This is a genomic window from Ensifer sp. KUDG1 (genome assembly GCF_050434285.1).
Taxonomy (GTDB): domain Bacteria; phylum Pseudomonadota; class Alphaproteobacteria; order Rhizobiales; family Rhizobiaceae; genus Ensifer.
Window position 1 is genome coordinate 57415 of the sequence record NZ_JBNDIG010000014.1, and the last position, 24219, is coordinate 81633.

Sequence of the window (24219 nt, forward strand, 5' to 3'; positions counted from 1 at the left end):
TTTTCGGCGCTTACGCGGAACGCTCCTCTATCCCGTCGCTCAGGGTTTGTCTGCGTCTGTCATCTATATCTGTTCCTCCCAGCCGCTCCGGGGCATCTCGGCCGTGCCGTCGACGTTTTCGCTATAATACCCATTGACGGCAATCTGTCTATTGTAGATAAAAGACAGAACAAAAATCGTTAGGGAGAAATCGGGTGTCTGCGCCGTCCACCATCCTGCTCGCACCGGAGGACAATGTTGTCGTGGCGACGCTGGCGATTGCAGCCGGCGACGTTCTGCCAAACGGCGTGCGCGCGGCGGCAAAGGTCGATGCCGGACACAAGATCGCCATCCGCGCCATCCGCGCCGGCGAACCGGTCGTCAAATATGCCCAGGCGATCGGCCGGGCGACCGCCGATATCGCGCCGGGCGACCACGTGCACGCCCATAACCTCGCCTTCGACAAGGACCGCCTGGCGATCAGCCCTCAAGGGGCGCCGGAAGCGGCAAGCGATGCCGACAGGGCGCGCACCTTCATGGGTTATCGAAGAGGGGACGGCCGCGCAGCGACGCGAAACTACATCGGGGTCGTCGCCAGCGTGAACTGTTCCACCACCGTCTGTCGCGCCATCGCCGAGGAGGCGAACAGGCGCATCTTGCCGAGGTACGAAGGCATCGATGGTTTCGTGCCGATCGTGCACGATCAGGGCTGTGGCATGTCCTCGACCGGCGACGGCATGGCCAATCTGCACCGCACGCTCGCCGGCTACGCCCGCCATGTCAATTTCGGCGGCGTGCTGATGGTCGGCCTCGGCTGCGAGGTCAACCAGTTGACGCTCTATGGCCAAAGCGGCGCCGGCGCGGAGAAACGCCATTTCAACATCCAGGAAGCCGGCGGCTCGCGCCGTTCCGTCGAAAAGGCGTTGGGCATTCTCGAGGAAATAGCTGCCGAAGTCGGCAAGGAACGTCGTGTCGCTATTCCGGTCGGCGAGATTATCGTCGGTCTGCAATGCGGAGGGTCGGACGGGCTTTCGGGCATCACCGCCAACCCGGCGCTGGGTGCTGCGGTCGACATCCTTGCGGCCGCCGGCGGCACGGCGATCCTCTCCGAAACTTCGGAAATCTATGGCGCCGAGCACCTTTTGCGCAGCCGGGCAGTGAACGACGCGGTCGCGGTGAAACTCGATGGGCTGATTGCCTGGTGGGAGAACTATGTGGCGCTGCATGGCGCTTCGCTCGACAACAATCCTTCGCCGGGCAACAAACGCGGTGGCCTGACCACCATCCTCGAAAAATCTCTCGGCGCCGTCGCCAAGGGCGGTCGTTCGCCGCTGAACGCGGTCTACCGCTACGCCGAGCGCGTGACCGAGCGCGGGCTCGTCTTCATGGATACCCCCGGCTACGACCCGGTATCGGCCACCGGCCAGGTCGCCGGCGGCGCCAATGTCATTGCCTTTACCACCGGTCGCGGCAGCTGTTTCGGCTGTCGGCCGGCGCCGTCGATCAAGCTCACCAGCAACACTGCGCTCTACCGGGCGATGGAAGAGGACATGGACATCGATTGCGGCGTGATCGCTTCGGGGGAGGCGAGCATCGCCGGGCTCGGCCGCGAGATCTTCGACCTGATCGTCGAGACCGCCTCTGGCCGCAAGACCAAGAGCGAGCTTTTCGGCTACGGCGATAATGAATTCGTGCCCTGGCATTTGGGCGCAACGCTCTAAATACCTAAGGCATCCTGGGAGGAGGAAACGGGGAATGCAGACGAGACGGATCGGTCGAACCGACCTATCGGTGACCGAGTTTAGCTTCGGCGCTGCCGGTCTTGGCGGCCTCTACCGCGAATGCACCGGCGACTCCGCGATCGCGACCCTGGACGCTGCCTGGCAGTCGGGCATGCGCTACTTCGATGTTGCGCCTTTCTACGGCCTCGGTCTTGCCGAGCGTCGTGTCGGCGACTTCCTGCGCGACAAGCCGCGTGATCAGTTCGTGCTCTCCACCAAGGTTGGCCGTCTCCTGCATCCGGTGCCGGAAGACAAGGTGCCGGACTATTCCTACGTGAACCCGCTCAATTTCGACGTCACCTACGATTACAGCTATGACGGCATCATGCGCTCGGTTGAGTTCAGCTATGCCCGGCTCGGGCTCAATCGCATCGACATCCTCTATGTGCACGATATCGGCGTCTACACCCATGGAGCCGCTCGCAATGCGGTCTACCTCCGGCAATTGCTGGAGGGCGGCCTCAAGGCGTTGGAGGCGCTGAAATCCTCGGGAACGATCGCGGCCTATGGGCTCGGCGTCAACGAGGTGCCGGTCTGTCTCGACGTCCTGCGTCAAGCTGATCTCGACTGCATCCTGCTCGCCGGGCGTTACACGCTGCTCGACCGGTCCGCTGTCGCCGAACTGCTGCCGCTCTGCGAGAAGAAGCAGACCTCGCTCGTCGTCGGTGGGGTGTTCAATTCGGGCATCCTGGCGACGGGGCCGGTTGAAGGCGCGCATTTCGACTACATGCCGGCGACGGACGATATCCGGCAAAAGGTTGCCGCCATGGACGCGGTTGCGCGCGGCATGAATGTGCCGCTTGCCGCACCTGCCATGCAGTTTCCGCTCGCCAGTCAGCAGGTCGCCTCGGTGCTACTCGGCACCGCCAAGCCGCAGAGCCTGGCGCGCAACATGGCGCTCGTCGAGCACCGGTTTTCCGCAGCGGATTTCGCGGCTTTTGAACCGTTCACACTGGTCGCACCGGAGCTCGGGGACGCGCCGGTTCGGGTCTAGCGGACGGCACTAGAGCGCCGTCTGAAATGCTGTTCCGGCAGCTTGCCAAGCCGGGATTGTCGTATTAGCATTCCAATATGTTTTTTATCGATAAAAGGTCGATAAGCCAGCACCTGCGATCGATCTCCAAGAAGTGGAACACGGTGCACCAAAGAGGAGAAACCTGGGATGAGCATTCTGAAAAGCAGCCTGACCCGCCGCGCCTTTACCGCCTTGGCCGGCGCCGCGATGATCGCCGGCATGTCGCCGGTCGCCTCCTTCGCACAGGACGTGACGATCCCGATCATCGTCAAGGATACCACGTCCTTCTATTGGCAGATCGTGCTGGCCGGTGCCCGCGCCGCCGGCAAGGATCTCGGCGTCAACGTGCCGGAACTCGGCGCTCAATCCGAATCCGATATCAACGGCCAGATCAGCATTCTCGAGAATGCGGTTGCCGGCGCCCCGGCTGCCGTCGTCATTTCGCCAACGGAATTCAAGGCGCTCGGCAAGCCGATCGATGAAGCAGCGAAGGCCGTGCCGATCATCGGCATCGACTCCGGTGCCGACTCCAAGGCCTTCTCGTCGTTCCTCACCACCGACAACGTCCAGGGCGGCCGCATCGCTGCCGATGGTCTCGCTGCGGCGGTCAAGGAAATGAGCGGCAAGGAAGAGGGCGAAATCGCCATCATCACCAGCCTTCCGGGTGTCGGCTCGCTCGACCAGCGCCGCGAAGGCTTCCTCGATCAGGTCAAGACCAAGTATCCGGGCTTCAAGGTCGTCGTCGATAAATATGCCGACGGCCAGGCAACCACCGGCCTCAACATCATGACCGACCTGATCACCGCCAATCCCAACCTTGTCGGCGTGTTTGCGTCCAACTTGATCATGGCGCAGGGCGTTGGCCAGGCGATCGCCGAAAACAAGCTCGGCGACAAGATCAAGGTGATCGGCTTCGACAGCGACGACAAGACCGTCGGCTTCCTCAAGGAAGGCGTTCTGGCTGGTCTCGTCGTGCAGGATCCCTATCGCATGGGATATGATGGCGTGAAGACAGCGCTCGCGGTCTCGAAGAAGGAGAAGGTCGAGGCGAATGTCGATACCGGCGCCAATCTGGTGACCAAGGCCAACATGGCCGAGCCGAAGATCGACGCTCTCTTGAACCCGAAGGTCAAGTGACGACGGCTGCGGCGGGCGTTGAGCCTGCCGCACCCGCTTGCGGCCGGAACGAGGACCGGCCGCAAGCGATCTCTGCGATGGGAGGAATGCGCAGATGACCGACTTGCAAGAGCCACGCGACATCAGGACCGAAGGACTGCATGTGGCGACACGCCACCCGGTTCCGAAAGGCGAGCCTATCCTGGAGCTGCGCGCCCTGCAGAAGAAGTATGGCGCTGTCGAAGCCTTGAAGCCTGCATCGCTGACCTTTCTGTCCGGTGAAATTCACGCGATCGTCGGTGAGAACGGTGCCGGCAAGTCGACGCTGATCAAGCTTCTGACCGGCGTCATCAAACGCACGTCCGGCGAAATCTTCTGGTGCGGGAAACCCGTTCAGCTTGGTACGCCGCAGGAGGCAATCGAGCGCGGTATCAATGCCGTGCACCAGGAGGTCGTACTTTGCGCCCACCTGTCGGTCGCGGCCAATATGTTTCTCGGCGATGAGATCAATCGCAATGGCCTGATGCGCAAGCGCGCCATGACCGATGCGGCACAAAGCGTGCTGGATGATCTCGGCTTCAACCTGCCGGCCGGTGCCGTGCTTGGTAGCCTGACGATCGGCCAGCAACAACTCGTCGCCACGGCGCGCGCTGCCATGCGCGGCACGCAGTTTCTGATCTTCGATGAGCCGACCGCCTATCTCACCCGGCAGGAATCGGCACAGCTCTTCCGGCTGATCCGAAGGCTGCAGGCCGAAGGCGTGACCATCGTCTATATCAGCCACCGCATGGAGGAAGTCTTCGAGCTTGCCGACCGTGTCTCGGTGCTGCGTGACGGCACCCATGTCGGCACCCGCAAGATCGGCGAGACCAACGAGGCGGAGCTGATCGCGCTGATGATCAACCGCACGATCGAGCAGATCTATCACAAGGAACATTTTCCGCCGGGCGCAGCCATCGTCGAGACGCGCAACTTGAGCGGTCTCGGCTTTCAGGATGTGTCGCTGACGGTGCGCGCCGGCGAGATCGTCGGCCTTTATGGACTGATCGGCGCGGGACGCAGCGAGTTTGCGCTCGGCCTTTATGGCCGGCACCGGCCAACGGGTGGAGAGGTCTACTGGCAGGGCCGCAAGGTGGAGATCGCCAGCGAACGTAAGGCCATGGACCTCGGCATTGCGCTTGCGCCGGAAAGCCGGCGGGACCAGGGCCTCTGCCTCAATCTGCCGATCGGCCTCAACATCAATCTGCCGGTGTTCAACCGGCTGACGCGCGGCCTGACGATCAACGGCCAGCAGGAGCGGGAAAATGCCGACCGGCAGATTCGAGACCTGAAGATAAAGACGCCGTCACGGCGCGTGCTGGCGTCGGCCATGTCCGGCGGCAACCAGCAGAAGATCGTCATCGGCAAATGGCTCAGCCACGGCGCCAAGCTTTTCATCTTTGACGAGCCGACTGTCGGCGTCGATGTCGGCACCAAGGCGGAAATCTATCGCCTGTTCGCGCGGCTTCTGGAGAACGGGGCAGGCATCATCCTGATCTCGTCCTATCTGCCGGAGGTCTACGAATTGGCGGACCGGCTGCATGTGTTCCGGCGCGGACGGCTGGTCGCCAGCCACGACTATCGCGCTGCCAGCCACGAGGAAGTGCTGACGCAGGCGATTGGCGTTTGAACCGATAAAAACAAACTTGAAAGATGCAGGGAGGAAGACGATGAGTGCGGAAACGGTGGAGAGCGGCGCCAGCGCGGCACCACGCAAGGGCGTGAGCATTCTGTTCGGCCTCACCCTCCTGGGGTTGCTTCTGTTCCTGTGGATGCTGCTGGGCTTCGCGACCAACAGCTTCTGGACGCCCAACAACATCAGCAACCTGCTGCGCCAGGGGGCGATGACGGCGATCCTGGCAGTTGGCCAGACCTTCGTCATCATCACCGCCGGCATCGATCTGTCGGTCGGTGCCGTGGTAGGCTTTACCAGCGTCATCGTCGCCTGGCTGCTGGCCGCCGGCGTTCCGCTCTGGATTGCCATCATCCTGACGCTCGCCTTCGGTGTCCTGATCGGCGCCTTCCATGCCTTCGGCATCGTACGCATGGGTCTGCCGCCCTTCATCATCACGCTGGCAACGCTCACGTCGCTCCGTGGCATCGGCCTCCTGATCACCAATGGCTCGACCATCTCGATCACCAATGAGGCCTTCACCAATTTCTCGCGGGCGGATTTCCTGGGTGTTCCGAGCCTGTTCTGGATGGTGATCGTGGTGGCGATCCCGGCCTATGTCTTCCTGCATTTGAGCCGTTTCGGCCGCTATCTCTTTGCTGTCGGCTCCAACAGCGAGGCGGCGCGCCTTTCCGGCGTCAACGTCCACCGCACGATCTATCTCGCCTACATCCTGTCGTCGACTTGCGCCGCCTTTGTCGGCCTGCTGCTTGCCTCGCGCATCGGTATCGGCAACGCCACCCAGGCCGAAGGCTGGGAGCTTCAGGCGATCGCCTCGTCGGTCATCGGCGGCACCAGCCTGTTCGGTGCGGTCGGCTCGGTGCATGGGCCGCTGCTCGGCGCATTCATCCTCGCGACGATCAACAACGGCGCCAACCTCTTGAACGTCAACTCGTTCTGGCAGCGCATCATCACCGGGGTTCTGATCATCGTTATCGTCTATTTCGACCAATTGCGTCGCCGCAGCGCCCGCTAGGCGCTGCCGTATTCGAGAGAATTGCCATGAAAGCCGTGCTCTGCCCGCAACCCGGTCGGCTGGAGGTCGTCGACCGCACGCCAATCGAAACCGTGCCGGACGGTTGGGTCCGCCTCGCCGTCAGCCATGTCGGCATCTGCGGTACGGACTACCATATCTTTGCCGGCAAACATCCGTTCCTCGAATATCCACGGGTCATGGGCCATGAGATTTCGGCAACGGTGATGGCCGGCGGGAAAGGGACGATTATGGCGCCCGGCACGCCGGTCGTGGTCAACCCCTATCTCGCCTGCGGTGCTTGCGTTGCCTGCCGCAAGGGCAAGCCCAATTGCTGCACGGCCATCAAGGTTCTCGGCGTCCATACCGACGGCGCGTTTTGCGAAGAGATCGTCGTGCCGGAGGGTAATCTTTATCCGGCGCAGGGCCTTTCGCCGGAGGCAGCCGCCACCGTCGAGTTCCTGGCGATCGGCGCCCACGCGGTCCGCCGTGCATCGACGGATGCGGGGTCACGGGCGCTGGTTATCGGCGCCGGGCCGATCGGCCTCGGCACGGCGATCTTCTCGCGCATCGCTGGCCACGACGTGGTGCTCGCCGACACCAGTACCGAGCGGCTGGACTTTGCCGCCCGCAAACTCGGCTTTGCCAAGGGCATCGTCGTGGATACCGATACGGCGGCGCGCGTTGCCGCGGCGACGGATGGAGACGGTTTCGATGTCGTCTTCGACGCGACCGGGCATGGCGGCTCGATGCAGGCGGCCTTCGCCCACGTCGCCCACGGTGGCACCCTGGTCTTCGTCAGTGTCGTCAAGGACGATATCCGCTTCTCCGATCCGGAGTTCCACAAGCGCGAGATGACGCTGGTCGGCAGCCGCAACGCGACCCGGCAGGATTTCGACCATGTCGTCGCATCGATCGCGTCCGGCCTGGTACCGGTGGAGGCGCTGATCACCCACCGCACCACGCTGGACGGCGCGGTTGCCGATCTGCCGCGATGGGCGGAAGAAAAGACGGGCCTGGTGAAGGCTGTCATTCAAGTGGCGGCCGCTTGAGCGATGGCGGGTTTGCTGCATTGCCACAGGGATGCGCACCCCATCTTTGCCGCTGAGAGGTGCTGATTATCCCTGAAAAGGCCAGGTATTGCGGCTCGACGCACGAAAATAGCGGAAAACGGCCAGTTTCGAGCAAGCTCGTTTGCAAATCGTCAGGAATCCGGATTCATTCTGGCTTCAGGCCTTGTATCGAGGCGAGACGGGTATATTTGTTGCACTGCACAAGAAAAGTGGTAGTCTGGCAGCGATTGCGGACACCAAGACAAACAATCGCAAGCTTGCGTCCGACCGGGAGCGGCGTTGTCGTTGATTGAACCAAGGGGTACGCTTCCCATGTTCTACCAGCTCTATGAACTGAACCACGCAATGATGGCGCCGTGGCGCACGGCAGCCGACGCCATGCGGCTCGCGTTCAGCAATCCGATGAACCCCGTCTCGCACACCTATTTCGGTCGCGCCGCCGCAGCCGGTCTTGAAGTGTTCGAGCGCTCCACCCGCCGTTATGGCAAGCCCGAGTTCGGTCTTCCCGAAACGGTCGTCGATGGTCAATCGGCTTCGATTTACGAACGCATCGTCTGGCGCGCGCCGTTCTGCAACCTCATTCATTTCGAGCGTGCCTTGCCCAAAGGCCGGGCGCCCGATCCGAAGGTGCTCATCGTCGCGCCGATGTCCGGCCACTATGCGACGCTGTTGCGCGGCACGGTGGAAGCCCTGCTGCCGCATTCCGACATCTACATCACCGACTGGATCGATGCCCGCATGGTGCCGCTCAGCGAAGGCACCTTCGATCTCGACGATTACATCGACTACGTCATCCAGATGCTGCATTTCCTCGGGCCTGACACCCACGTGATCGGCGTCTGTCAGCCCGCGGTGCCGGTGCTTGCTGCCGTCGCATTGATGGAAGCTGCCGACGACCCGCTGTCGCCGGCGACGATGACGCTGATGGGCGGACCGATCGACACCCGCATTAACCCGACAGGCGTCAACCAGCTCGCGGAAGAGCGTTCGATCGAATGGTTCCGTGACAATGTCATCATGCCGGTGCCGTGGCCGCAACCGGGTTTCATGCGCATGGTCTATCCAGGATTCCTGCAGCTCTCCGGCTTCATGTCGATGAACCTCGACCGGCACCTGATCGCCCATAAGGAGTTCTTCGCCCACCTGGTGAAGAACGACGGCGACGCCGCCGAAAAGCACCGCGACTTCTACGACGAATATCTCGCGGTCATGGATCTGACGGCCGAATTCTACCTGCAGACGGTGCAGGTGGTGTTCATGCAGCATGCGCTTCCAAAGGGCGAGATGATGCATCGCGGCAAGCGCGTCGACACGACGGCGATCAAGAAGGTGGCGCTCCTGACGGTCGAAGGCGAGAACGACGATATCTCCGGTGTCGGCCAGACCCAGGCGGCGCAGACGATCTGCACCAACATCCCCGACCACATGCGCCTGCATTACATGCAGCCGGATGTCGGCCACTACGGCGTCTTCAACGGCTCGCGCTTCCGCCGCGAAATCGCGCCGCGCATCGTCGCTTTCCACCGCGAGCACGCGCGCCACGCAAAACCGGTGAAGCAGCTGATCAAGGGCGGCAAGTCGGCCTGATCTCGGCGGCACGGCCGTTTTGACTGCGTAGAGTCAAGGGTTTGTCCGATTCCGGGGGAGGGCGTCTTGCAGAGCCAAGAGCGCCTTCCCACATCGTTTTCATCGGGCCGCATGGGCGGCCCGGATGATTGCGAGGAATCCTGAAGATGAACCAATCTGCAATGATCCGTCCGGATTGGACGCCCGCGACCATCGCCCTGATGGTGCTTGGCTTCGTGGTCTTCTGGCCGCTCGGCCTGGCCATGCTCGCCTACATTCTCTTTGGCGAAAAGCTCAAGACGTTCAAGAAAGACGCAAACGATACGGTGGATGGCATGTGCTCGGCTTTCAAGCGCGGCGGCCGCCGTTCCAACTGGACGCATCGCACCGGCAACGTCGCCTTCGACGACTGGCGCGAAGCTGAACTTACCCGTCTCGACGAGGAACGCCGCAAGCTCGACGAGATGCGCGAAGAATTCGACAGCTATGCGCGCGAGCTTCGCCGCGCCAAGGACCAGGAAGAGTTTGACCGCTTCATGCGCGACCGCAAGAACGGCGGCTCGGGCCCGATTGTCGAAGCCCACTGACCTGACGAAACCGCTTCCGGCGTTTCACATGAAACGCCGGATCACTTTTGGCATGCACCCCAACCTGTGAACTGTAGGCGAAAGCCCCGCGAATCGGTTAGAAAGCCTGCATGTTCCCTTCCTTCAAGCGGCGCATTCAACCTGCACCACCCGCAACGACGCGGCAGATCGAGGTCGCCGGCAAGTCCCTGCCGCTGACGATCAAGCAGAACGCGCGCGCGACGCGCATGACGCTGCGCATCGAGCCGGGCGGCCGGGCCCTGAAGATGACGGTGCCGCAGGGCCTCCCCGAGCGAGAGGTCAACGCCTTCCTGACACGACACCAGGGCTGGCTGATGACCAAGCTCGCCCGCTTCTCCGGCGAGAGCCAGATCGAGGAGGGCGGTTCCATCCTCATCCGCGGCATCGCCCACCGCATCGAGCGCACCGGAAAGATCCGCGGGCTCACGGAAGCGATCGTGATCGATGACGAACCGGTGCTGCGCGTCAGCGGCGGCGAGGAACATCTCAACCGGCGAATCGTCGATTTCCTGAAGAAGGAAGCCCGCCAGGATCTCGACCGGTTGGTGGCGATCTACACCGGCCGTATCGGCCGACGGGCAAAGTCGCTGTCGCTCAAGGACACGCGCAGCCGCTGGGGATCATGCTCGGCCGACGGGGCGTTGAGTTTCTCCTGGCGCATCGTCATGGCGCCGCCGAAGGTCATCGCCTATCTCGCGGCGCATGAAGTGGCGCATCTGCAGGAAATGAACCACGGCCCGAACTTCTGGGCGCTCTGCGGCAGATTGTGCCCCGATACGGAGGACGCCAAGCGCTGGCTCCGCCGCAACGGCACGATGCTGCACGCGATCGACTTCGATTGAATCCCGGACGACGATGAGCGGCGCGTTATGCGCGGTGGCGCAGCGCTTCGCGGATCTTCTCGTCGGTCTTGTATTGGCTGAGCGCATAGACCGACCAGATCGCCGCCGGAACCCAGCCGATCAGCGTCAGTTGCAGGATCAGGCAAATGAGGCCGGCAAAGGGGCGGCCGATGGTAAAAAACTGCAGCCAGGGCAGGATAAGCGCGAGCAACAGGCGCATCAGTCTCTCCGTTGTGGTAAAATGCATATGGTAAAAGCGCGCCTGCCGCGCAAGGGGCGCGCACCCGGCGAAGGACGGGTGCAGGGGCGCTGAGTGACCGCTTTTGCGTCGGTTTTTGGCTCGACTCGCGCGGCATTTCATGCAAGGTCGCTTCTCATGAAAACCCAAGTGAAGATATGCGGGCTGAAGACCGCGGAAGCGGCGGAGCGTGCTGTCGCGCTCGGCGCATCCCATGTCGGCTTCATCTTTTTCCCGAAGAGCCCCAGGAACATCGAGCCCGACGATGCCGGCCGCATCGCCGACAGGATTCGCGGCCAGGCGAAGATCGTCGCCGTCACGGTGAATGCCGACAATGACGAGCTTGACGAAATCGTTTCGGCGCTCAACCCGGATATCCTGCAGCTTCATGGCAGCGAGGACGCGGATCGACTGCTGACGGTCAAGGCAATCTATGGCCTTCCTGTCATGAAGGCCTTTTCGGTGCGCGAAGCATCGGACCTTGAAAAGATCGATGCCTATATCGGCATCGCCGATCGCTTCCTCTTCGATGCCAAGCCGCCAAAGGGGTCCGAATTGCCCGGTGGCAACGGCGTTTCCTTTGACTGGAAGCTGCTCGATGCGCTTGACGGAAGCGTCGATTACATGCTTTCCGGTGGTCTTAACGCCGACAACATTGGCGAGGCCATGGCGCAGACCAGCGCGCGTGCCATCGATATCTCCTCCGGCGTCGAGAGCGCGCCGGGCGTCAAGGATCTGAAGCTCATGGAATCGTTTTTCAATGCCGTTCGCCAGGCGGAGGCGGGCATGCCACGGTCAGGGAGCAGGACGTGAACCAGGCGCCAAAGTTGAATTCCTTCCGGGGTGGCCCGGACGAGGACGGCCGTTTCGGTATCTTCGGCGGTCGCTTCGTGGCCGAAACTCTGATGCCGCTGATCCTCGATCTCCAGAACGAGTGGGATAACGCGAAGAACGACCCGGCCTTCAAGGCGGAGCTGGAGCATCTCGGCGCGCATTATATCGGGCGCCCGAGCCCGCTCTACTTCGCTGAACGGCTGACGGCCGAGCTTGGTGGCGCCAAGATCTACTTCAAGCGCGAAGAGCTGAACCACACCGGTTCCCACAAGATCAACAATTGCATCGGCCAGATCCTGCTCGCCAAGCGCATGGGCAAGACGCGCATCATCGCTGAGACCGGCGCCGGTCAGCATGGCGTGGCTTCGGCAACCGTCGCCGCCCGCTTCGGCCTGCCCTGCGTCGTCTACATGGGCGCGACCGACGTCGAGCGCCAGGCGCCGAACGTTTTCCGCATGAAGCTCCTGGGCGCCGAGGTAAAGCCGGTAACCGCCGGCAGCGGCACGCTCAAGGATGCCATGAACGAGGCGCTGCGTGACTGGGTCACCAATGTCGACAACACCTACTACCTGATCGGCACGGCTGCCGGCCCGCATCCCTATCCGGAGATGGTCCGCGATTTCCAGGCCGTCATCGGCCAGGAAGCCAAGGAGCAGATGCTCGCTGCCGAAGGCCGGCTGCCGGATCTCGTCATTGCCGCCGTTGGCGGTGGCTCCAACGCGATCGGCATCTTCCATCCGTTCCTCGATGACGAGAGCGTCAAGATCGTCGGCGTCGAAGCCGGCGGCAAGGGCATCGAGGGCGACGAGCACTGCGCCTCGATCACCGCCGGATCGCCCGGCGTGCTGCACGGCAACCGCACCTATCTGCTGCAGGACGGCGACGGGCAGATCAAGGAAGGCCATTCGATTTCGGCCGGCCTCGATTATCCCGGCATCGGTCCGGAGCATGCCTGGCTCAACGATGTCGGCCGCGTCGAATACGTGCCGATCATGGACCACGAAGCGCTCGAAGCCTTCCAGACGCTGACCCGTCTCGAAGGCATCATCCCGGCGCTCGAGCCGTCGCATGCGCTTGCCGAGGTGATCAAGCGCGCGCCGAAGATGGGCAAGGACGAGATCATCCTGATGAACCTCTCCGGCCGTGGCGACAAGGACATCTTCACCGTCGGCAAGTTACTGGGAATGGGGCAGTAAGATCATGACCGCACGCATGGACAAGCGATTTGCCGATGTCGCGGCCGAAGGACGTCCGGTCCTCGTCACCTATTTCATGGGCGGCGATCCGGATTTCGAGACGTCGGTCTCGATCATGAAGGCGCTGCCGAACGCCGGCGCCGACGTCATCGAACTCGGCATGCCGTTCTCTGACCCGATGGCCGACGGCCCGGCGATCCAGTTGGCTGGCCAGCGCTCGCTGAAGGGCGGCCAGACGCTTGAAAAGACGCTTGAAATCGCCCGCCGCTTCCGCGAGGACGACGAGCGCACGCCGATCGTGCTGATGGGCTATTACAACCCGATTTATATCTACGGCGTCGATCGCTTCCTGACGGATGCGCTTGTCGCCGGAATCGACGGCCTGATCGTCGTCGACCTGCCGCCGGAAATGGACGACGAGCTCTGCATCCCGGCGCTGGAAAAGGGCATCAACTTCATTCGCCTGGCGACGCCGACCACGGACGACCGTCGCCTGCCAAAGGTGCTCGAAAACACCTCCGGTTTCGTCTACTACGTGTCGATGAACGGCATCACCGGATCGGCTCTGCCCGATCCGTCGTTGATTGGTGGCGCCGTCGGGCGTATCAAGGCACACACCAATCTGCCCGTTTGCGTCGGTTTCGGCGTCAAGACGGCGGAACATGCAAGGGCCATCGGAGCATCTGCCGATGGTGTGGTCGTCGGTACGGCGATCGTCAACCAGATCGCGTCGAGCCTGACCGAAGAGGGCAAGGCGACCGATGCGACGGTTCCGGGTGTCGAAGCGCTGGTGAGAGGGCTCTCGGCAGGCGTGCGGTCCGCACGTCTCGCAGCAGCCGAATAATTGCCTATATTAGCGCGCACAACCCGAAGGAAATCTTCAGGAGTTACTAAGTGAACTGGATCACAAACTACGTTCGGCCGAAGATCAACTCGATGCTGGGCCGCCGGGAAGTTCCGGAAAATCTCTGGATCAAGTGCCCGGAAACCGGCGAGATGGTGTTCCACCGCGATCTCGAGGAAAACAAGTGGGTCATCCCGCAGTCCGGCTTCCACATGAAGATGCCGGCCAAGGCGCGGTTGAAGGACCTCTTCGACGGCGGCATCTTTGAAGCGTTTCCGCAGCCGAAGGTTGCTCAGGATCCGCTGAAGTTCCGCGATTCCAAGAAATACGCCGATCGTCTGCGCGACAGCCGCGCCAAGACTGAACTCGAAGACACGATCGTCGCCGGCCTCGGCCGCGTGCAGGGCGTCAAGCTCGTCGCCGTCGTGCACGAGTTCAACTTCATCGGCGGCTCGCTCGGCATGGCTGCCGGTGAGGCGATCATCAAGGCCTTCGAACGGGCAATTTCCGAGAAGTGCCCGCTGGTCATCTTCCCCGCTTCCGGCGGCGCGCGCATGCAGGAAGGCATCCTGTCGCTGATGCAACTGCCGCGCACCACGGTTGCCGTCAACATGCTGAAGGAAGCCGGCCTTCCCTATATCGTCGTGCTCACCAACCCGACCACCGGTGGCGTTACCGCATCCTACGCGATGCTCGGCGACATCCACATGGCCGAGCCGGGCGCGGAAATCGGCTTTGCCGGCAAGCGCGTGATCGAGCAGACGCTGCGCGAGAAGCTGCCGGAAGGTTTCCAGACGTCGGAATATCTGCTGGAGCATGGCATGGTCGACATGGTCGTCAAACGCCACGATCTGCCGTCGACGCTCGCCCGGGTCCTGAAGATCCTGATGAAGAAGCCAGCGGAAGCCTCGAAGCTCAACGGCGGCACGCAGCCGGCTGCCTTGCCGGTCGCTGCCAGCGCCTGAAGCGCTGCGTCGGCTGAACTGTATAGAACAAAATGATGCATCTCCGCGATTTCTTTTGTGCGGAGATGCTGCAACTCAGGGCGTTACAGCGATCGGTAGACGGCCTATAGGGCGCGCGCTGTAGCAGCCGAGCGTGTCGGGGCGGGGTTAAGAGATGGCAGCGGTGGAAGCCAGCGAAGCGGGCTATGAGATCGAAAAACTTCTCGCCCTTCACCCCAAGGGCTTCGACCTGTCGCTGGACAGGATCACACGGCTTCTCGCAGCACTCGGCAATCCGCAGGACCGCCTGCCGCCGGTGATCCATGTCGCCGGTACCAACGGCAAGGGCTCGGCAACCGCTTTTTCTCGGGCGATCCTGGAAGCAGCCGGCCTCAGTGTTCACGTCCATACCTCGCCGCATCTCGTCAACTGGCACGAGCGCTATCGCCTGGGCGTCAAGGGCGGCAAGGGAAAGCTCGTCAGCGATCCCGTTCTCGCCGATGCCGTGCGTCGCGTCGCCGAAGCCAATGGCGGCGAGAAGATCACCGTCTTCGAGATCCTGACCGCCGTTACCTTCGTGCTCTTTGCCGAGCATCCGGCCGATGTCGCGATCATCGAGGTCGGCCTTGGCGGTCGTTTCGATGCGACCAACGTCATTGCCCGTCCGGCCGTTTCGGTCGTCATGCCGATCTCGCTCGACCACCAGGCCTATCTCGGCGATCGGGTGGAGCTGATTGCCGCCGAAAAGGCCGGCATCATGAAGCGTGGTTGCCCTGTAGTGATCGGTCAGCAGGAGGAAGAGGCGGCCCGGGATGTGCTCGTCTCGACCGCCGAGCGCCTCGGCTGCCCGATGTTCGTCTACGGCCAGGATTTCATGGCGCATGAGGAATTCGGTCGCCTCGTCTATCAGGACGAAGGCGGGCTCGCCGACCTGCCGCTGCCGAAGCTGCCGGGCCGCCACCAGTATGCCAATGCCGCAGCGGCGATCCGCGCGGTACGGGCCGCCGGTTTCGATGTTTCCGAAGCGGCGATCGAGCGTGGTCTTGCGGGTGTCGAATGGCCCGGACGCCTGCAGCGGTTGACCAGCGGCAAACTCACGCATTACGGTCCGGTTGGCGCGGAGATCTGGGTCGATGGCGGCCACAATCCCGGTGCCGGCCAGGTGATCGCCGAGGCGATGGCGACCTTCGAGGAGCGCGAATCGCGACCCTTGTTCCTGATCATCGGCATGATCAACACCAAGGAGCCGATCGGCTACTTCCGCGCTTTCCTCGATCTCGCCGAACAGGTCTTCACCGTTCCGATCCGCGGCTCCGATGCTGGGCTTGATCCGGTGGCGCTTGCCAGTGACGCCGCATCGGTCGGCTTTGAGGCCTCCGCGGTCTCGTCCGTCGCCGAGGCGCTGACGATCATCTCCAATCTGGTCGACGAGGACCCGGCACCGCCGCGCATCCTGATCGGCGGCTCGCTTTATCTGGTGGGTGACGTGCTTGCTGACAACGGCACGCCGCCGAAGTGATCAAGATCTGGCTCAGACAGCCTGCTTCCAGATTGAAGACAAGAAAAAAGCCCGGCATGCCGGGCTTTTGATATTCTCAGCGGTGAATCCGCCTTATGCGACCGCCGTGGAGATCCACGAGGACAGAGCCGTCTTCGGAGCGGCGCCAACCTTGATGTCGGCCACTTCGCCGGCCTTGAACATGGCGAGCGTCGGGATCGAGCGAACGCCGTACTGGGCGGCCAGTTCCGGGTTTTCGTCGATGTTGAGCTTGGCAACCTTGACCTTGCCGGCGAGTTCGTTCGAGATTTCCTCGAGGCTCGGCGCGATCATCTTGCACGGGCCGCACCATTCAGCCCAGAAATCGACAACCACCGGCTCGGCGGAGTTCAGCACTTCCTGCTGAAAATTGGACGTATCGACCTTTACAGTAGCCATAGGCTGCTCCTTGCGTTCGGAATGTCAGTATCCAGATGTTGTGTCTCATGTGAGAAGGCACCGCTGGATTTTCAATATCGGGTATCTCACTTTGTCGCGAGGTCTTCAAGGCTCCTGTCGAGCGCTTGATCGGGAACGACGTGGATTGCCGGCCCCTCGGTGAAGATCAGCACGCATCGAAACGCATGCGCCGGATAAAGCGGCTGCAGGAGGGCGCGGTAGATTGCAAGCTGCGCCGTGTAGGCGAAGGGAATGTCGCCAGGCGATGCCGGCACCTGCCGATTGGTCTTGAAGTCGGCAATCGTCACGACGCCGTCGCCGACGGCCAGCCGGTCGATCCGGCCGGAAACCGCGTGCTCGCGCTTGCCGAGCGTCAGCGTGCCCATGACCGAAACCTCGGCCCGGCTGCTCGCCGAGAACACTGCGCCGAGATCCGGATGGGCGAGCACCGTTTCGATGCTGGCGATCAGTGCGGCGCGCTGTGCCGGCGGCCAGCTGGGCACGGATCGTTCGAGATAGCGTTCGGCCGCGGCCCGGCGGTCGTCTTCCGCCATCGAGGGCAGAACCTGCAGCAGGCGGTGCAGGATGGCGCCCCGCAGCATTGAGAGATTTGCCGGCGCCTTTTCCGAGAAAAGAGCCGAGCCGACGAGCGCATCGCCGTCATCCTCGTCGACCGCAATGCCGACGCCGGAAGGGGTGAGCGGGCGCGGCAGCCGCTTTTGCGGCGGCAACGGCGTCGAAAGCGCCTTCGGCAGCGTGGTTGCGGCGCGGCCGGAATCGGCCGAGCGCGCATCGCCGGAGGGCAGATCGCGCGCGAGCTGTTTGTCGCGCCAGGCATGGCCGGACCATTCCTCGCCGCCGGCATGGAAGCTGGTCGGGTGGCCGCGACCGCTTTCATCTCCGGCAAGGCTCGCCTGAACCATGGCATGCCATGTATCGGCAACGGCCCTCTGGCCGCGATAACCGCATACGATCAGGCGGTCGGCGGCGCGGGTCATGCCGACATAGAGCAGGCGACGATATTCCTCCTCGGCCAGCGTCTTCAGCCGCTCGCCGTCGGCGCTGATGAGCGAGTTCGATTCTGCGCCCGGCGCGCGCCACACCGGAAGCGGCAGGACGGTGCCATCCCTCTGGGCGAGTTCCAGAAAGCGGAGAGAGGGCACATGCTGGTTGCTGAACGCCGCCCCGCCACCATCGGCGAGGAAGACGACCGGCGCTTCCAGGCCCTTGGCTGCGTGCACCGTCATGATCCGGACTTCGTCGCGTTCCTTGTCCTGCTCGCGCTTGACCGTCGGTGCTTCCATTTCCAGCGTCGAGACGAAGGCTTGCAGGCCGGGCAGGCCGCTCCGCTCCTGGTCGAGCGCGAAGGTGAGGAACTCGTCGAGAATGTCGCTGACCTCGGTGCCGAGGCGCGCGAGAAAGGCGGCGCGGCCGCCATGCACGCCGAGGACGCGGGCGTAAAAATCATGCGGCGCCAGTTGGTTGGCGAGCGCCATGTAGGATTTCAGCGTTCGCGCCGTCTGGTGAAACAGGATGCCGTCATCGGCTTCGTGCTGCAGCCGCTGCCAGAGGCTTTCGCCCTCGCCGCGCCGGGCCGCGAGTTCGAACAGCGCGTCCTCGCCGAGGTTGAACAGCGGGCTCTTCATCAGCGCGGCCAGCGACAGGTCGTCCTGCGGCAAAAGCACGAACCGCCCGAGGGCGAGCAGGTCCTGCACGGCAATATGCTTGGTGAGCACCAACCGGTCGGCGCCGGCGACGGGGATGTTGTTACGGCGCTTGAGCGCTCTCGTCAGCGCGTTGACAAAGGCGTCGCGTTTGCGAACCAGCACGATGACGTCGCCCGGACGCATCGGCCGGCGAACACCCTTCTCGACGATCGTCTCCTTGCCGATCCAGCTTTCCAGCGTGGCCGCGATCCGCCGGGCGAGGATATTGACCGGCGCGCTCTCCGGTGTCGCGTCGAAGGCGGCGGTCCATTCCTCGTCCGTATCCACCGGTTCGGCGGCGATCACGTCCCAGATGTCAACGGCGCCGGGATGGCCGATGCGGTTCGAAGCATGCACCACCGGCTCGCTGCGGGCGCTGAGGCCTCGCGCATGCGCCGGATTGGCAAAGACGGCGTCGACGGCCGAAAGCACGTCGACGGTCGAGCGGAAGGAGAGCTGCAGGCGGATGGGCTCGAAAGCCTTGCCGCCGTCGCGCACCCTGCGTTCGGTCTCCTGGCTCTCGCGCGAAAACCGCTCCGGACGCGCACCCTGGAACGAGTAGATCGACTGTTTCTCGTCACCGACGGCAAACATCGTGCGGGCCGCACCGCGTGCGCTCTCGCCCGAGAAGAAATCGGAAGCCAGCGCCTGGATGATCGTCCACTGCGCCGGGCTGGTGTCCTGCGCTTCGTCGACGAGGATATGGTCGATGCCCTGATCGAGCTTGTAGTGCACCCAGGCGCTGACATCGCCGCGGGCAAAGAGCGCTGCCGTCCGGTTGATCAGGTCCTCGAAGTCGAGCTGGCTGCGCCGCCGCTTCAGTTCCTCATAGTCGGCATTCAGGCGCTCGGCGAGCGTCAGCGCCGCCAGCGTCGCCTCGAACATGCGGAGGATGCTGATGTGATCGATGCAGGCGACGACATGGCGGTAGGCCTCGTCCACGAGGTCGATGAGATCGGGGGCTGCCTGCTGCATCGCCTTGTTGAGGAAGGCGGATTGCGCCCGCGGCTTGCCGGTGCCGGTGAAGAACAGATGACGCAGGCCGTCATAGCGCGCGCCGAGGTCCGTCATCTTCGAAACGGTCCGCAGTCCCTCCGCGAAGTCGAGTACCTTCGTGCCGCCGACGCTGGCGGCGAGCGAGAAGTACCGTTCGAGCGCCGCGCCGTTCAGACCCGCCAAGGGCCAGATCGTCGCCATGGCGCTGTCGACGCTTTCCCCCGGGACTAGCTTCAGCGCCCGGCGTAGCTCGGCCTCGGTACCGCCGAGCCCGTCGGCGTGTTCGAGGAAAGCCTGGATCGCGGTTCGGTTTCCGACGATTGCGGCCAGCAGTTTTTCCAGGCCCGTGTCGTCAGCGATGTCGAGCACGGTGGCAAAGGCGTGGGCAAGCGCCGGATCGTCCTTGGCGGCGGTCGCGGTCAGCAGCAGCCGGCGCGCATCGGCCAGCAGAACCGCAGCCGCGCGATCGTCGAGAACCGAGAAATGGCCGGCGACATTGGCCTCCAGCGGGAACTGGTGCAGCAGCGCCTCGCAAAAGGCGTGGATCGTCTGGATCTTCAGGCCGCCCGGGGTCTCCAGCGCGCGTGCGAACAGGCGGCGCGCCTCCTGCAGCTTCAAACGCCCAGGCCGTTCGCCCTCGATCGCCTCGATCCGCTTTTCCAGCGTCGCGTCGTCGAGCGTTACCCATTCGGCCAGCCGTTCGAAGACGCGGTTCGACATTTCGGACGCCGCCGCCTTGGTATAGGTGAGGCAGAGGATCGCCGAGGGGCGGCAGCCGGCGAGCAGCAGCCGGATCACCCGCTGGGTCAGCACATGGGTCTTGCCGGAGCCGGCATTGGCCGACACCCAGGCGGACCGATCCGGGTCCGAGGCCAGCGACTGCCGACGCGAGGTCCAGTCGAGCCAGCCCTGAGGCGTCGCCTGCTCGGGGCCGAGGCTGTCATCCCTCATCGCCATCCTCCTCTTCGCTATCGGCCGTCGACCATTCGGCTACGCGCGCCAAATGGTCGTATTCGCCGCCATAATCGCGCTCTTTCTGAACAATCACGCGTGAGGCAAAGCCATGTTTTCCGGAAAGCAACGCAGCCAGCAGCTTCCTGAGTTCGGCAAGCGACTCGTCCGCAAGCTGATCGGCCGACTTCGTCTCCTTCGACTTGCTGCCTTCGTTGTTGACTGCTTCCGATTTGAAGCGCGCGCCGGGCTTGAGCCGGACATAGAGCAGCGACTGCGGGTGGCTGGGCGGCATGTCCTTGAAGGCGCCGGCCTTGAGCGCTGCGGCTTCCAGCGCCAGCTGCGGGTCGAGCAGCACGCGCGCTTCCTTGGTCGATGGGCTGGAGCCGGTCTTGTAGTCGATGATTTCGACGCTGCCGTCGGTCAGCGTGTCGAGCCGGTCGGCAATGCCGGTCAGCCGCATGTCGGCGACGCCGAGCTCCATCGATGCCGCGACTTCGGTGCGCGATCGGCGGATGAAGCGTGCGCGTTCGCGCTCCCATTTGATGAAGGCCAAACCGACGGCCGCGAAGCGTGGACGCCAGATCGTGTCGATATGGGTGGGCAGTCGCGCCTCGTTAAAAGCCTCGTTCAGCAGCCGGTGCATGACGTCTTCGGCCGACGGTGACATCAGATCGACGCCGGAGCGCACGAAACGCTCGACGATCTGGTGGTAGAGCGTGCCGCGCTCGGCCGGACCGGGGTCGCTGTTGAATGGCAGCAGCGGGTGCAGCCGAAGAATGCGTCGCGCATAGATCGCATAGGGGTCGCGCCGCAGCCGCGACACTTCGCTGAACGAGTATTTGCGCGGCTGCAGGTCTGCCGGTGGTTTGGGGGCAGGACGCTCGGCCAGCGGCTGGCGGCTGCCATCGTCCAGCATGCGGGCCCAGGCGAGATAGTCGGCGCCGTTGGCGTGCAGCACTTGCGTCAGCCGCTCGCCGCCGAGCGCCAGCAGCCGCTGCAGCCAGCGCGAGGCGACGGTCGGTGCTGCGCCCTGGCGCATCGAGCGAGTGAAGATCAGTCTCCGTGTGCCGCAGGCCATCTGGAAGTCGTGCGCGAGCTGGCCGATGCGTCGTTCCGGCGGCTCGAGACCGATGCCGGTCTTCATGGTGCGCGACAGGAAGGGATCGTTGGCGGTCTGGCCCGGCCAGTTGCCTTCGTTCAGGCCGCCGAGAACCACCAGGTCCATGCTCTGCAGGCGCGATTCCAGCGCGCCGAAGATGAACACTCGCGGATGGCGCATGGAGCGCGGTTTGACCGAGGCGCTGGCCGACAGTGCCTCGACGACATCGCACCATTGCGGCCCGTCCGCAGTCATCTGGCCGTCGGTTTCGATGATGCCGCGAAGGAGGGTTGCGAGCGTATCGGCGGCCTCGCCGGACCAGAGCCCACCGAGGTCGCCGCGCTCATCGGCGCAGGCTGCTTCCAGGGCCTCGCCGGTGCGCATCGCCCAGTCGGCAAAGCTGAACTCGTCCGAGAACACGCGGCTTCCGTCCCGGCTGCGCGTCAGCGCGGAAGCAAGCGGTGCGACCGCGAGACTGATCTTCGCCGCCACGTCGCGGGCGGCCTGAATCGCGTCATCACCGATGCCGATGCGCCATTCCGGCGGGTGGCGATCGGCCTTGTGCTGGACGATCGCCACGTCGAGCACAGCTTCGAGGGCCAGCAGATCGACTGTCGCGGTGCTGCCGCGCAGTGCCATGCGTTCCAGTGCGTCGGCGCCTTCGCGCATCCTGTCGCGGGTAAGCCCGAAGCGGGCCAGCGGATGCTTGAGCAACGCGACGAACGGCACGGGATCGCCGGGGCGCAGGCAGGCTTCCAGCAGCAGCCGCAGCAGGCTGCCTTGCGGGGTCGCGACGAGAGGCGTGCCGGCGGAATCGTCGGCCTCGATGCCGAAGCGGGCAAGCTCGGCGCCGACCCGCCGTGCGAGATTGCGGTCCGGGGTGATCAGCGCCGCCTGGCTCTCGTCGCTGCCTTCGAGCGCGAGCCGCAAGGCGACCGCGATCGCCGCCGCTTCCTCGCGCTCGTTTGCGGTTTCGATGAGCGCTGCATCCTCGAAAGCCCTCTGCAGCAACGCCGGATCCAGTTCGCTACGCATCTCGGTCCAGGCATTGGTCGCCTTGGCGGGCAGAAGTGCGTGCGACAGGATCTCGGCGCGGACGTCGAGGTCGGCCTCGGCGCTGGCCAAGGTGATTACGTCGGGCCGCAGAACGGCCATGCGCTTCAGCAGCCGGTAGAAGCCGTATTGCGGGTGGCTGCGGCTTGCCGGGTCCGGCCTGCCGTCAAGGGCGGCATCAGCGACGATCATGTCCCATTCGGCCTCGCTCATCGTCTGGTCGAGACCAGGCAGTACGATCGTGCCATTGGGCAGCTTCTGCACGGCGGCAATAAGCGCTGCCGTTGCGGGAATGGAGCCGGTCGAACCGGCAATGATGATCGGTCCCTCGATCTTGCCGCCGGCGATGCGCTGCGTCTCGGCCTGCAGGATGGCGTTGCGGTGGCGCGCGGGCGAGGATTGTTTCAGCTCCTCGAGCCGCTCCGGCCAGTAGCTCCGGGCGATCTTCAGGAATTCGAGCGTCAGCTGCCACCAGAGCGCGTGTTCGCCGGCATCGAGTTTGTCGAGCTTGTCCCAGTTGAGCTCTTCCGTCTCCATCGCATCGACGAGGTCGGCAAGGTTGCGCGCAAGCCAGATCGCATCGGCGGGACTTGCCGGTGCTATCAGCGGGCTCTCCGCATGGATGTCGAGCACCACCTTCGGCAGCCGGTTGCGCCAGGCGAGGATCAGCCGCCCAAGCTCGATGAGGCGTGCGGTGCCGGGAAGTGGCGGAGCCAGATCGAGGATCGCCGGCACCTCGGCATCGAAGAATCCGCTGTCGTCTTCGGTCTCGCCGAGCGCCTTGATGGTGGGCAGGATGGTGGAGCGGCCGCCGAGCAGGTCGACGAACTCGGACCGGAGCACACGGGCCGAGCGCCGCGTCGGCACGAAGATCGTCACGCCCGCGAGCGGCAGGGGATCGGCCGGGTCGTAGCGGAAGTCCGGGGTCAGGCTACCGTCACAAAGCTTTTCGGCGAGCGTCTTCAGGAAGGGGAGACCCGGCGGGATCGTGAAGACGTTGGACCGGCGGCCACGCACGCTCATCCCTCCGGCTGGTGGCGGCGGATCGCCGCCTCCGCTTCGCCGATTGCCTCGGGTGTTCCGACCGTCATCCAGTGACCGTCGAGCAGCAGGCCGTAAAGACGGCCCTCTTCGGCGGCGCGATCGAAATAGATGTTGAGATTGAAGGCGTCGTCGGGCGCGTCGGCAAAGAGCCGGGAATGAAGCGCGATTGCGCCGGCATAGACGACCGGGTTCGGCAGGCCTTCGGCGTAACGCGTGAGCTTGCCGTCGTCACCCAGCGAGAAATCCCGCTTGCCGTTGTGGCCGGTCGTATCCTCGTCGCGCACGCACAGGAGCAGCATATCCATGCGCTCCGCGTCGAAGGCGGCGGCGAGGCGCGTCAGGTTGCCGGGCTTGCCCTTGGGCTCGCCGACCCAGAAGAGATCGGCATTCATCACCAGAACCGGACCTTCCGGCAGCAGTTTCAGCCCCTTGGCGAGACCGCCGCCGGAATTCATCAGTGCCTCGCGCTCGTCCGAGATCACGATCTCCGGGGCACTGCGTCGGCTGAGATGGTCTTCCATCTGGTCGGCGAAATGGTGAACATTGACCGCGGCCGTGCTGACACCGGCCTCCACCAGGAGGTCCAGGACGTAGTCGATCATCGGCTTGCCGGCGATCTCGACGAGCGGCTTCGGCATCGTGTTGGTGATCGGACGAAGACGGGTGCCGAGGCCCGCGGCGAGCACCATCGCATTGCTGATCGACATTGAT

At 63.8% G+C, this 24219-nt stretch carries 19 protein-coding genes; 14 read left to right on the forward strand and 5 right to left on the reverse strand.

The genetic code is table 11. The features are described 5' to 3' along the window. Positions 1 to 194 precede the first annotated feature (194 nt). The 9 genes from M2267_RS27720 to M2267_RS27760 all read left to right on the forward strand — a co-directional run bounded on the left by M2267_RS27720 (position 195) and on the right by M2267_RS27760 (position 10664). The gene (locus tag M2267_RS27720; protein WP_429119065.1) at positions 195 to 1700 is read left to right on the forward strand and encodes a UxaA family hydrolase; all 1506 of its coding nucleotides are present in this window, start codon (positions 195 to 197) and stop codon (positions 1698 to 1700) included. A gap of 34 nt (positions 1701 to 1734) precedes the next feature. Beyond that, positions 1735 to 2754, forward strand: a complete 1020-nt coding sequence (locus M2267_RS27725; RefSeq protein ID WP_429119067.1) for an aldo/keto reductase — start codon at positions 1735 to 1737, stop codon at positions 2752 to 2754. A gap of 168 nt (positions 2755 to 2922) precedes the next feature. Then, positions 2923 to 3912, forward strand: coding sequence for an ABC transporter substrate-binding protein (locus tag M2267_RS27730; protein ID WP_034801640.1), 990 nt, complete (start codon positions 2923 to 2925; stop codon positions 3910 to 3912). Positions 3913 to 4006: 94 nt separating this feature from the next. Beyond that, positions 4007 to 5560 carry a sugar ABC transporter ATP-binding protein gene (locus tag M2267_RS27735; protein ID WP_429119069.1) on the forward strand — a complete coding sequence of 518 codons (1554 nt, stop codon included), beginning with the start codon at positions 4007 to 4009 and terminating at the stop codon, positions 5558 to 5560. Positions 5561 to 5600: 40 nt separating this feature from the next. Beyond that, positions 5601 to 6578 (forward strand): ABC transporter permease, encoded by a 978-nt coding sequence (locus tag M2267_RS27740; protein ID WP_192451499.1) that lies wholly within the window; start codon positions 5601 to 5603, stop codon positions 6576 to 6578. 26 nt (positions 6579 to 6604) lie between these two features. Beyond that, positions 6605 to 7627: a zinc-binding alcohol dehydrogenase family protein gene (locus M2267_RS27745; RefSeq protein WP_429119072.1), complete on the forward strand. Its 1023-nt coding sequence runs from the start codon at positions 6605 to 6607 to the stop codon at positions 7625 to 7627. A 333-nt stretch (positions 7628 to 7960) separates the two neighbouring features. Continuing rightward, complete coding sequence (gene phaZ, locus M2267_RS27750; protein ID WP_043624289.1) at positions 7961 to 9235, forward strand: polyhydroxyalkanoate depolymerase; 1275 nt, start codon at positions 7961 to 7963, stop codon at positions 9233 to 9235. A 146-nt stretch (positions 9236 to 9381) separates the two neighbouring features. Further along, positions 9382 to 9801: a DUF2852 domain-containing protein gene (locus tag M2267_RS27755; RefSeq protein WP_043624293.1), complete on the forward strand. Its 420-nt coding sequence runs from the start codon at positions 9382 to 9384 to the stop codon at positions 9799 to 9801. Positions 9802 to 9911: 110 nt separating this feature from the next. Further along, positions 9912 to 10664, forward strand: a complete 753-nt coding sequence (locus M2267_RS27760; protein ID WP_429119074.1) for a M48 family metallopeptidase — start codon at positions 9912 to 9914, stop codon at positions 10662 to 10664. 25 nt (positions 10665 to 10689) lie between these two features. Here the strand turns inward: M2267_RS27760 and M2267_RS27765 are convergent, their stop codons facing one another. Beyond that, entirely contained in the window at positions 10690 to 10884 is a 195-nt protein-coding gene (locus M2267_RS27765) for a YqaE/Pmp3 family membrane protein (RefSeq protein WP_034801662.1), read from the reverse strand. 156 nt (positions 10885 to 11040) lie between these two features. Between M2267_RS27765 and M2267_RS27770 the strand changes: the two genes are divergently transcribed. The 5 genes from M2267_RS27770 to M2267_RS27790 all read left to right on the forward strand — a co-directional run bounded on the left by M2267_RS27770 (position 11041) and on the right by M2267_RS27790 (position 16239). After that, the gene (locus tag M2267_RS27770; RefSeq protein ID WP_429119076.1) at positions 11041 to 11715 is read left to right on the forward strand and encodes a phosphoribosylanthranilate isomerase; all 675 of its coding nucleotides are present in this window, start codon (positions 11041 to 11043) and stop codon (positions 11713 to 11715) included. Then, entirely contained in the window at positions 11712 to 12932 is a 1221-nt protein-coding gene (gene trpB / locus M2267_RS27775) for a tryptophan synthase subunit beta (protein ID WP_034801666.1), read from the forward strand. Before M2267_RS27770 ends, trpB begins: the two co-directional genes overlap by 4 nt. A gap of 4 nt (positions 12933 to 12936) precedes the next feature. After that, on the forward strand, positions 12937 to 13776 hold the full coding sequence (gene trpA / locus M2267_RS27780) for a tryptophan synthase subunit alpha (RefSeq protein WP_429119078.1): 840 nt from the start codon (positions 12937 to 12939) through the stop codon (positions 13774 to 13776). Between the two features lie 50 nt (positions 13777 to 13826). Further along, positions 13827 to 14741, forward strand: coding sequence for an acetyl-CoA carboxylase, carboxyltransferase subunit beta (gene accD, locus M2267_RS27785; protein ID WP_429119079.1), 915 nt, complete (start codon positions 13827 to 13829; stop codon positions 14739 to 14741). Positions 14742 to 14895: 154 nt separating this feature from the next. Next, positions 14896 to 16239: a bifunctional folylpolyglutamate synthase/dihydrofolate synthase gene (locus M2267_RS27790; RefSeq protein ID WP_043624311.1), complete on the forward strand. Its 1344-nt coding sequence runs from the start codon at positions 14896 to 14898 to the stop codon at positions 16237 to 16239. A gap of 93 nt (positions 16240 to 16332) precedes the next feature. Here the strand turns inward: M2267_RS27790 and trxA are convergent, their stop codons facing one another. The 4 genes from trxA to M2267_RS27810 all read right to left on the reverse strand — a co-directional run bounded on the left by trxA (position 16333) and on the right by M2267_RS27810 (position 24215). Next, a complete protein-coding gene (gene trxA, locus M2267_RS27795; RefSeq protein ID WP_034801674.1) occupies positions 16333 to 16656 on the reverse strand; it encodes a thioredoxin in 324 nt (107 codons plus the stop codon). 86 nt (positions 16657 to 16742) lie between these two features. Beyond that, positions 16743 to 20309, reverse strand: a complete 3567-nt coding sequence (gene addA, locus M2267_RS27800) for a double-strand break repair helicase AddA (protein WP_043624312.1) — start codon at positions 20307 to 20309, stop codon at positions 16743 to 16745. After that, positions 20299 to 23487 (reverse strand): double-strand break repair protein AddB, encoded by a 3189-nt coding sequence (gene addB, locus M2267_RS27805; RefSeq protein WP_429119081.1) that lies wholly within the window; start codon positions 23485 to 23487, stop codon positions 20299 to 20301. The genes addA and addB overlap by 11 nt, the downstream gene beginning before the upstream one ends. Next, complete coding sequence (locus M2267_RS27810) at positions 23484 to 24215, reverse strand: nucleotidyltransferase family protein (protein WP_429119082.1); 732 nt, start codon at positions 24213 to 24215, stop codon at positions 23484 to 23486. Before M2267_RS27810 ends, addB begins: the two co-directional genes overlap by 4 nt. Positions 24216 to 24219: the final 4 nt, after the last annotated feature.

Bases quoted from the DNA above. Each gene is read 5' to 3' on its own strand.
- M2267_RS27725 (WP_429119067.1), top strand. From the start codon at position 1,735: ATGCAGACGAGACGGATCGGTCGAACCGACCTATCGGTGACCGAGTTT.
- M2267_RS27730 (WP_034801640.1), top strand. From the start codon at position 2,923: ATGAGCATTCTGAAAAGCAGCCTGACCCGCCGCGCCTTTACCGCCTTG.
- M2267_RS27735 (WP_429119069.1), top strand. From the start codon at position 4,007: ATGACCGACTTGCAAGAGCCACGCGACATCAGGACCGAAGGACTGCAT.
- M2267_RS27740 (WP_192451499.1), top strand. From the start codon at position 5,601: ATGAGTGCGGAAACGGTGGAGAGCGGCGCCAGCGCGGCACCACGCAAG.
- M2267_RS27745 (WP_429119072.1), top strand. From the start codon at position 6,605: ATGAAAGCCGTGCTCTGCCCGCAACCCGGTCGGCTGGAGGTCGTCGAC.
- phaZ (WP_043624289.1), top strand. From the start codon at position 7,961: ATGTTCTACCAGCTCTATGAACTGAACCACGCAATGATGGCGCCGTGG.
- M2267_RS27755 (WP_043624293.1), top strand. From the start codon at position 9,382: ATGAACCAATCTGCAATGATCCGTCCGGATTGGACGCCCGCGACCATC.
- M2267_RS27760 (WP_429119074.1), top strand. From the start codon at position 9,912: ATGTTCCCTTCCTTCAAGCGGCGCATTCAACCTGCACCACCCGCAACG.
- M2267_RS27765 (WP_034801662.1), bottom strand. From the start codon at position 10,884: ATGCGCCTGTTGCTCGCGCTTATCCTGCCCTGGCTGCAGTTTTTTACC.
- M2267_RS27770 (WP_429119076.1), top strand. From the start codon at position 11,041: ATGAAAACCCAAGTGAAGATATGCGGGCTGAAGACCGCGGAAGCGGCG.
- trpA (WP_429119078.1), top strand. From the start codon at position 12,937: ATGACCGCACGCATGGACAAGCGATTTGCCGATGTCGCGGCCGAAGGA.
- M2267_RS27790 (WP_043624311.1), top strand. From the start codon at position 14,896: ATGGCAGCGGTGGAAGCCAGCGAAGCGGGCTATGAGATCGAAAAACTT.
- trxA (WP_034801674.1), bottom strand. From the start codon at position 16,656: ATGGCTACTGTAAAGGTCGATACGTCCAATTTTCAGCAGGAAGTGCTG.
- addA (WP_043624312.1), bottom strand. From the start codon at position 20,309: ATGAGGGATGACAGCCTCGGCCCCGAGCAGGCGACGCCTCAGGGCTGG.
- addB (WP_429119081.1), bottom strand. From the start codon at position 23,487: ATGAGCGTGCGTGGCCGCCGGTCCAACGTCTTCACGATCCCGCCGGGT.
- M2267_RS27810 (WP_429119082.1), bottom strand. From the start codon at position 24,215: ATGTCGATCAGCAATGCGATGGTGCTCGCCGCGGGCCTCGGCACCCGT.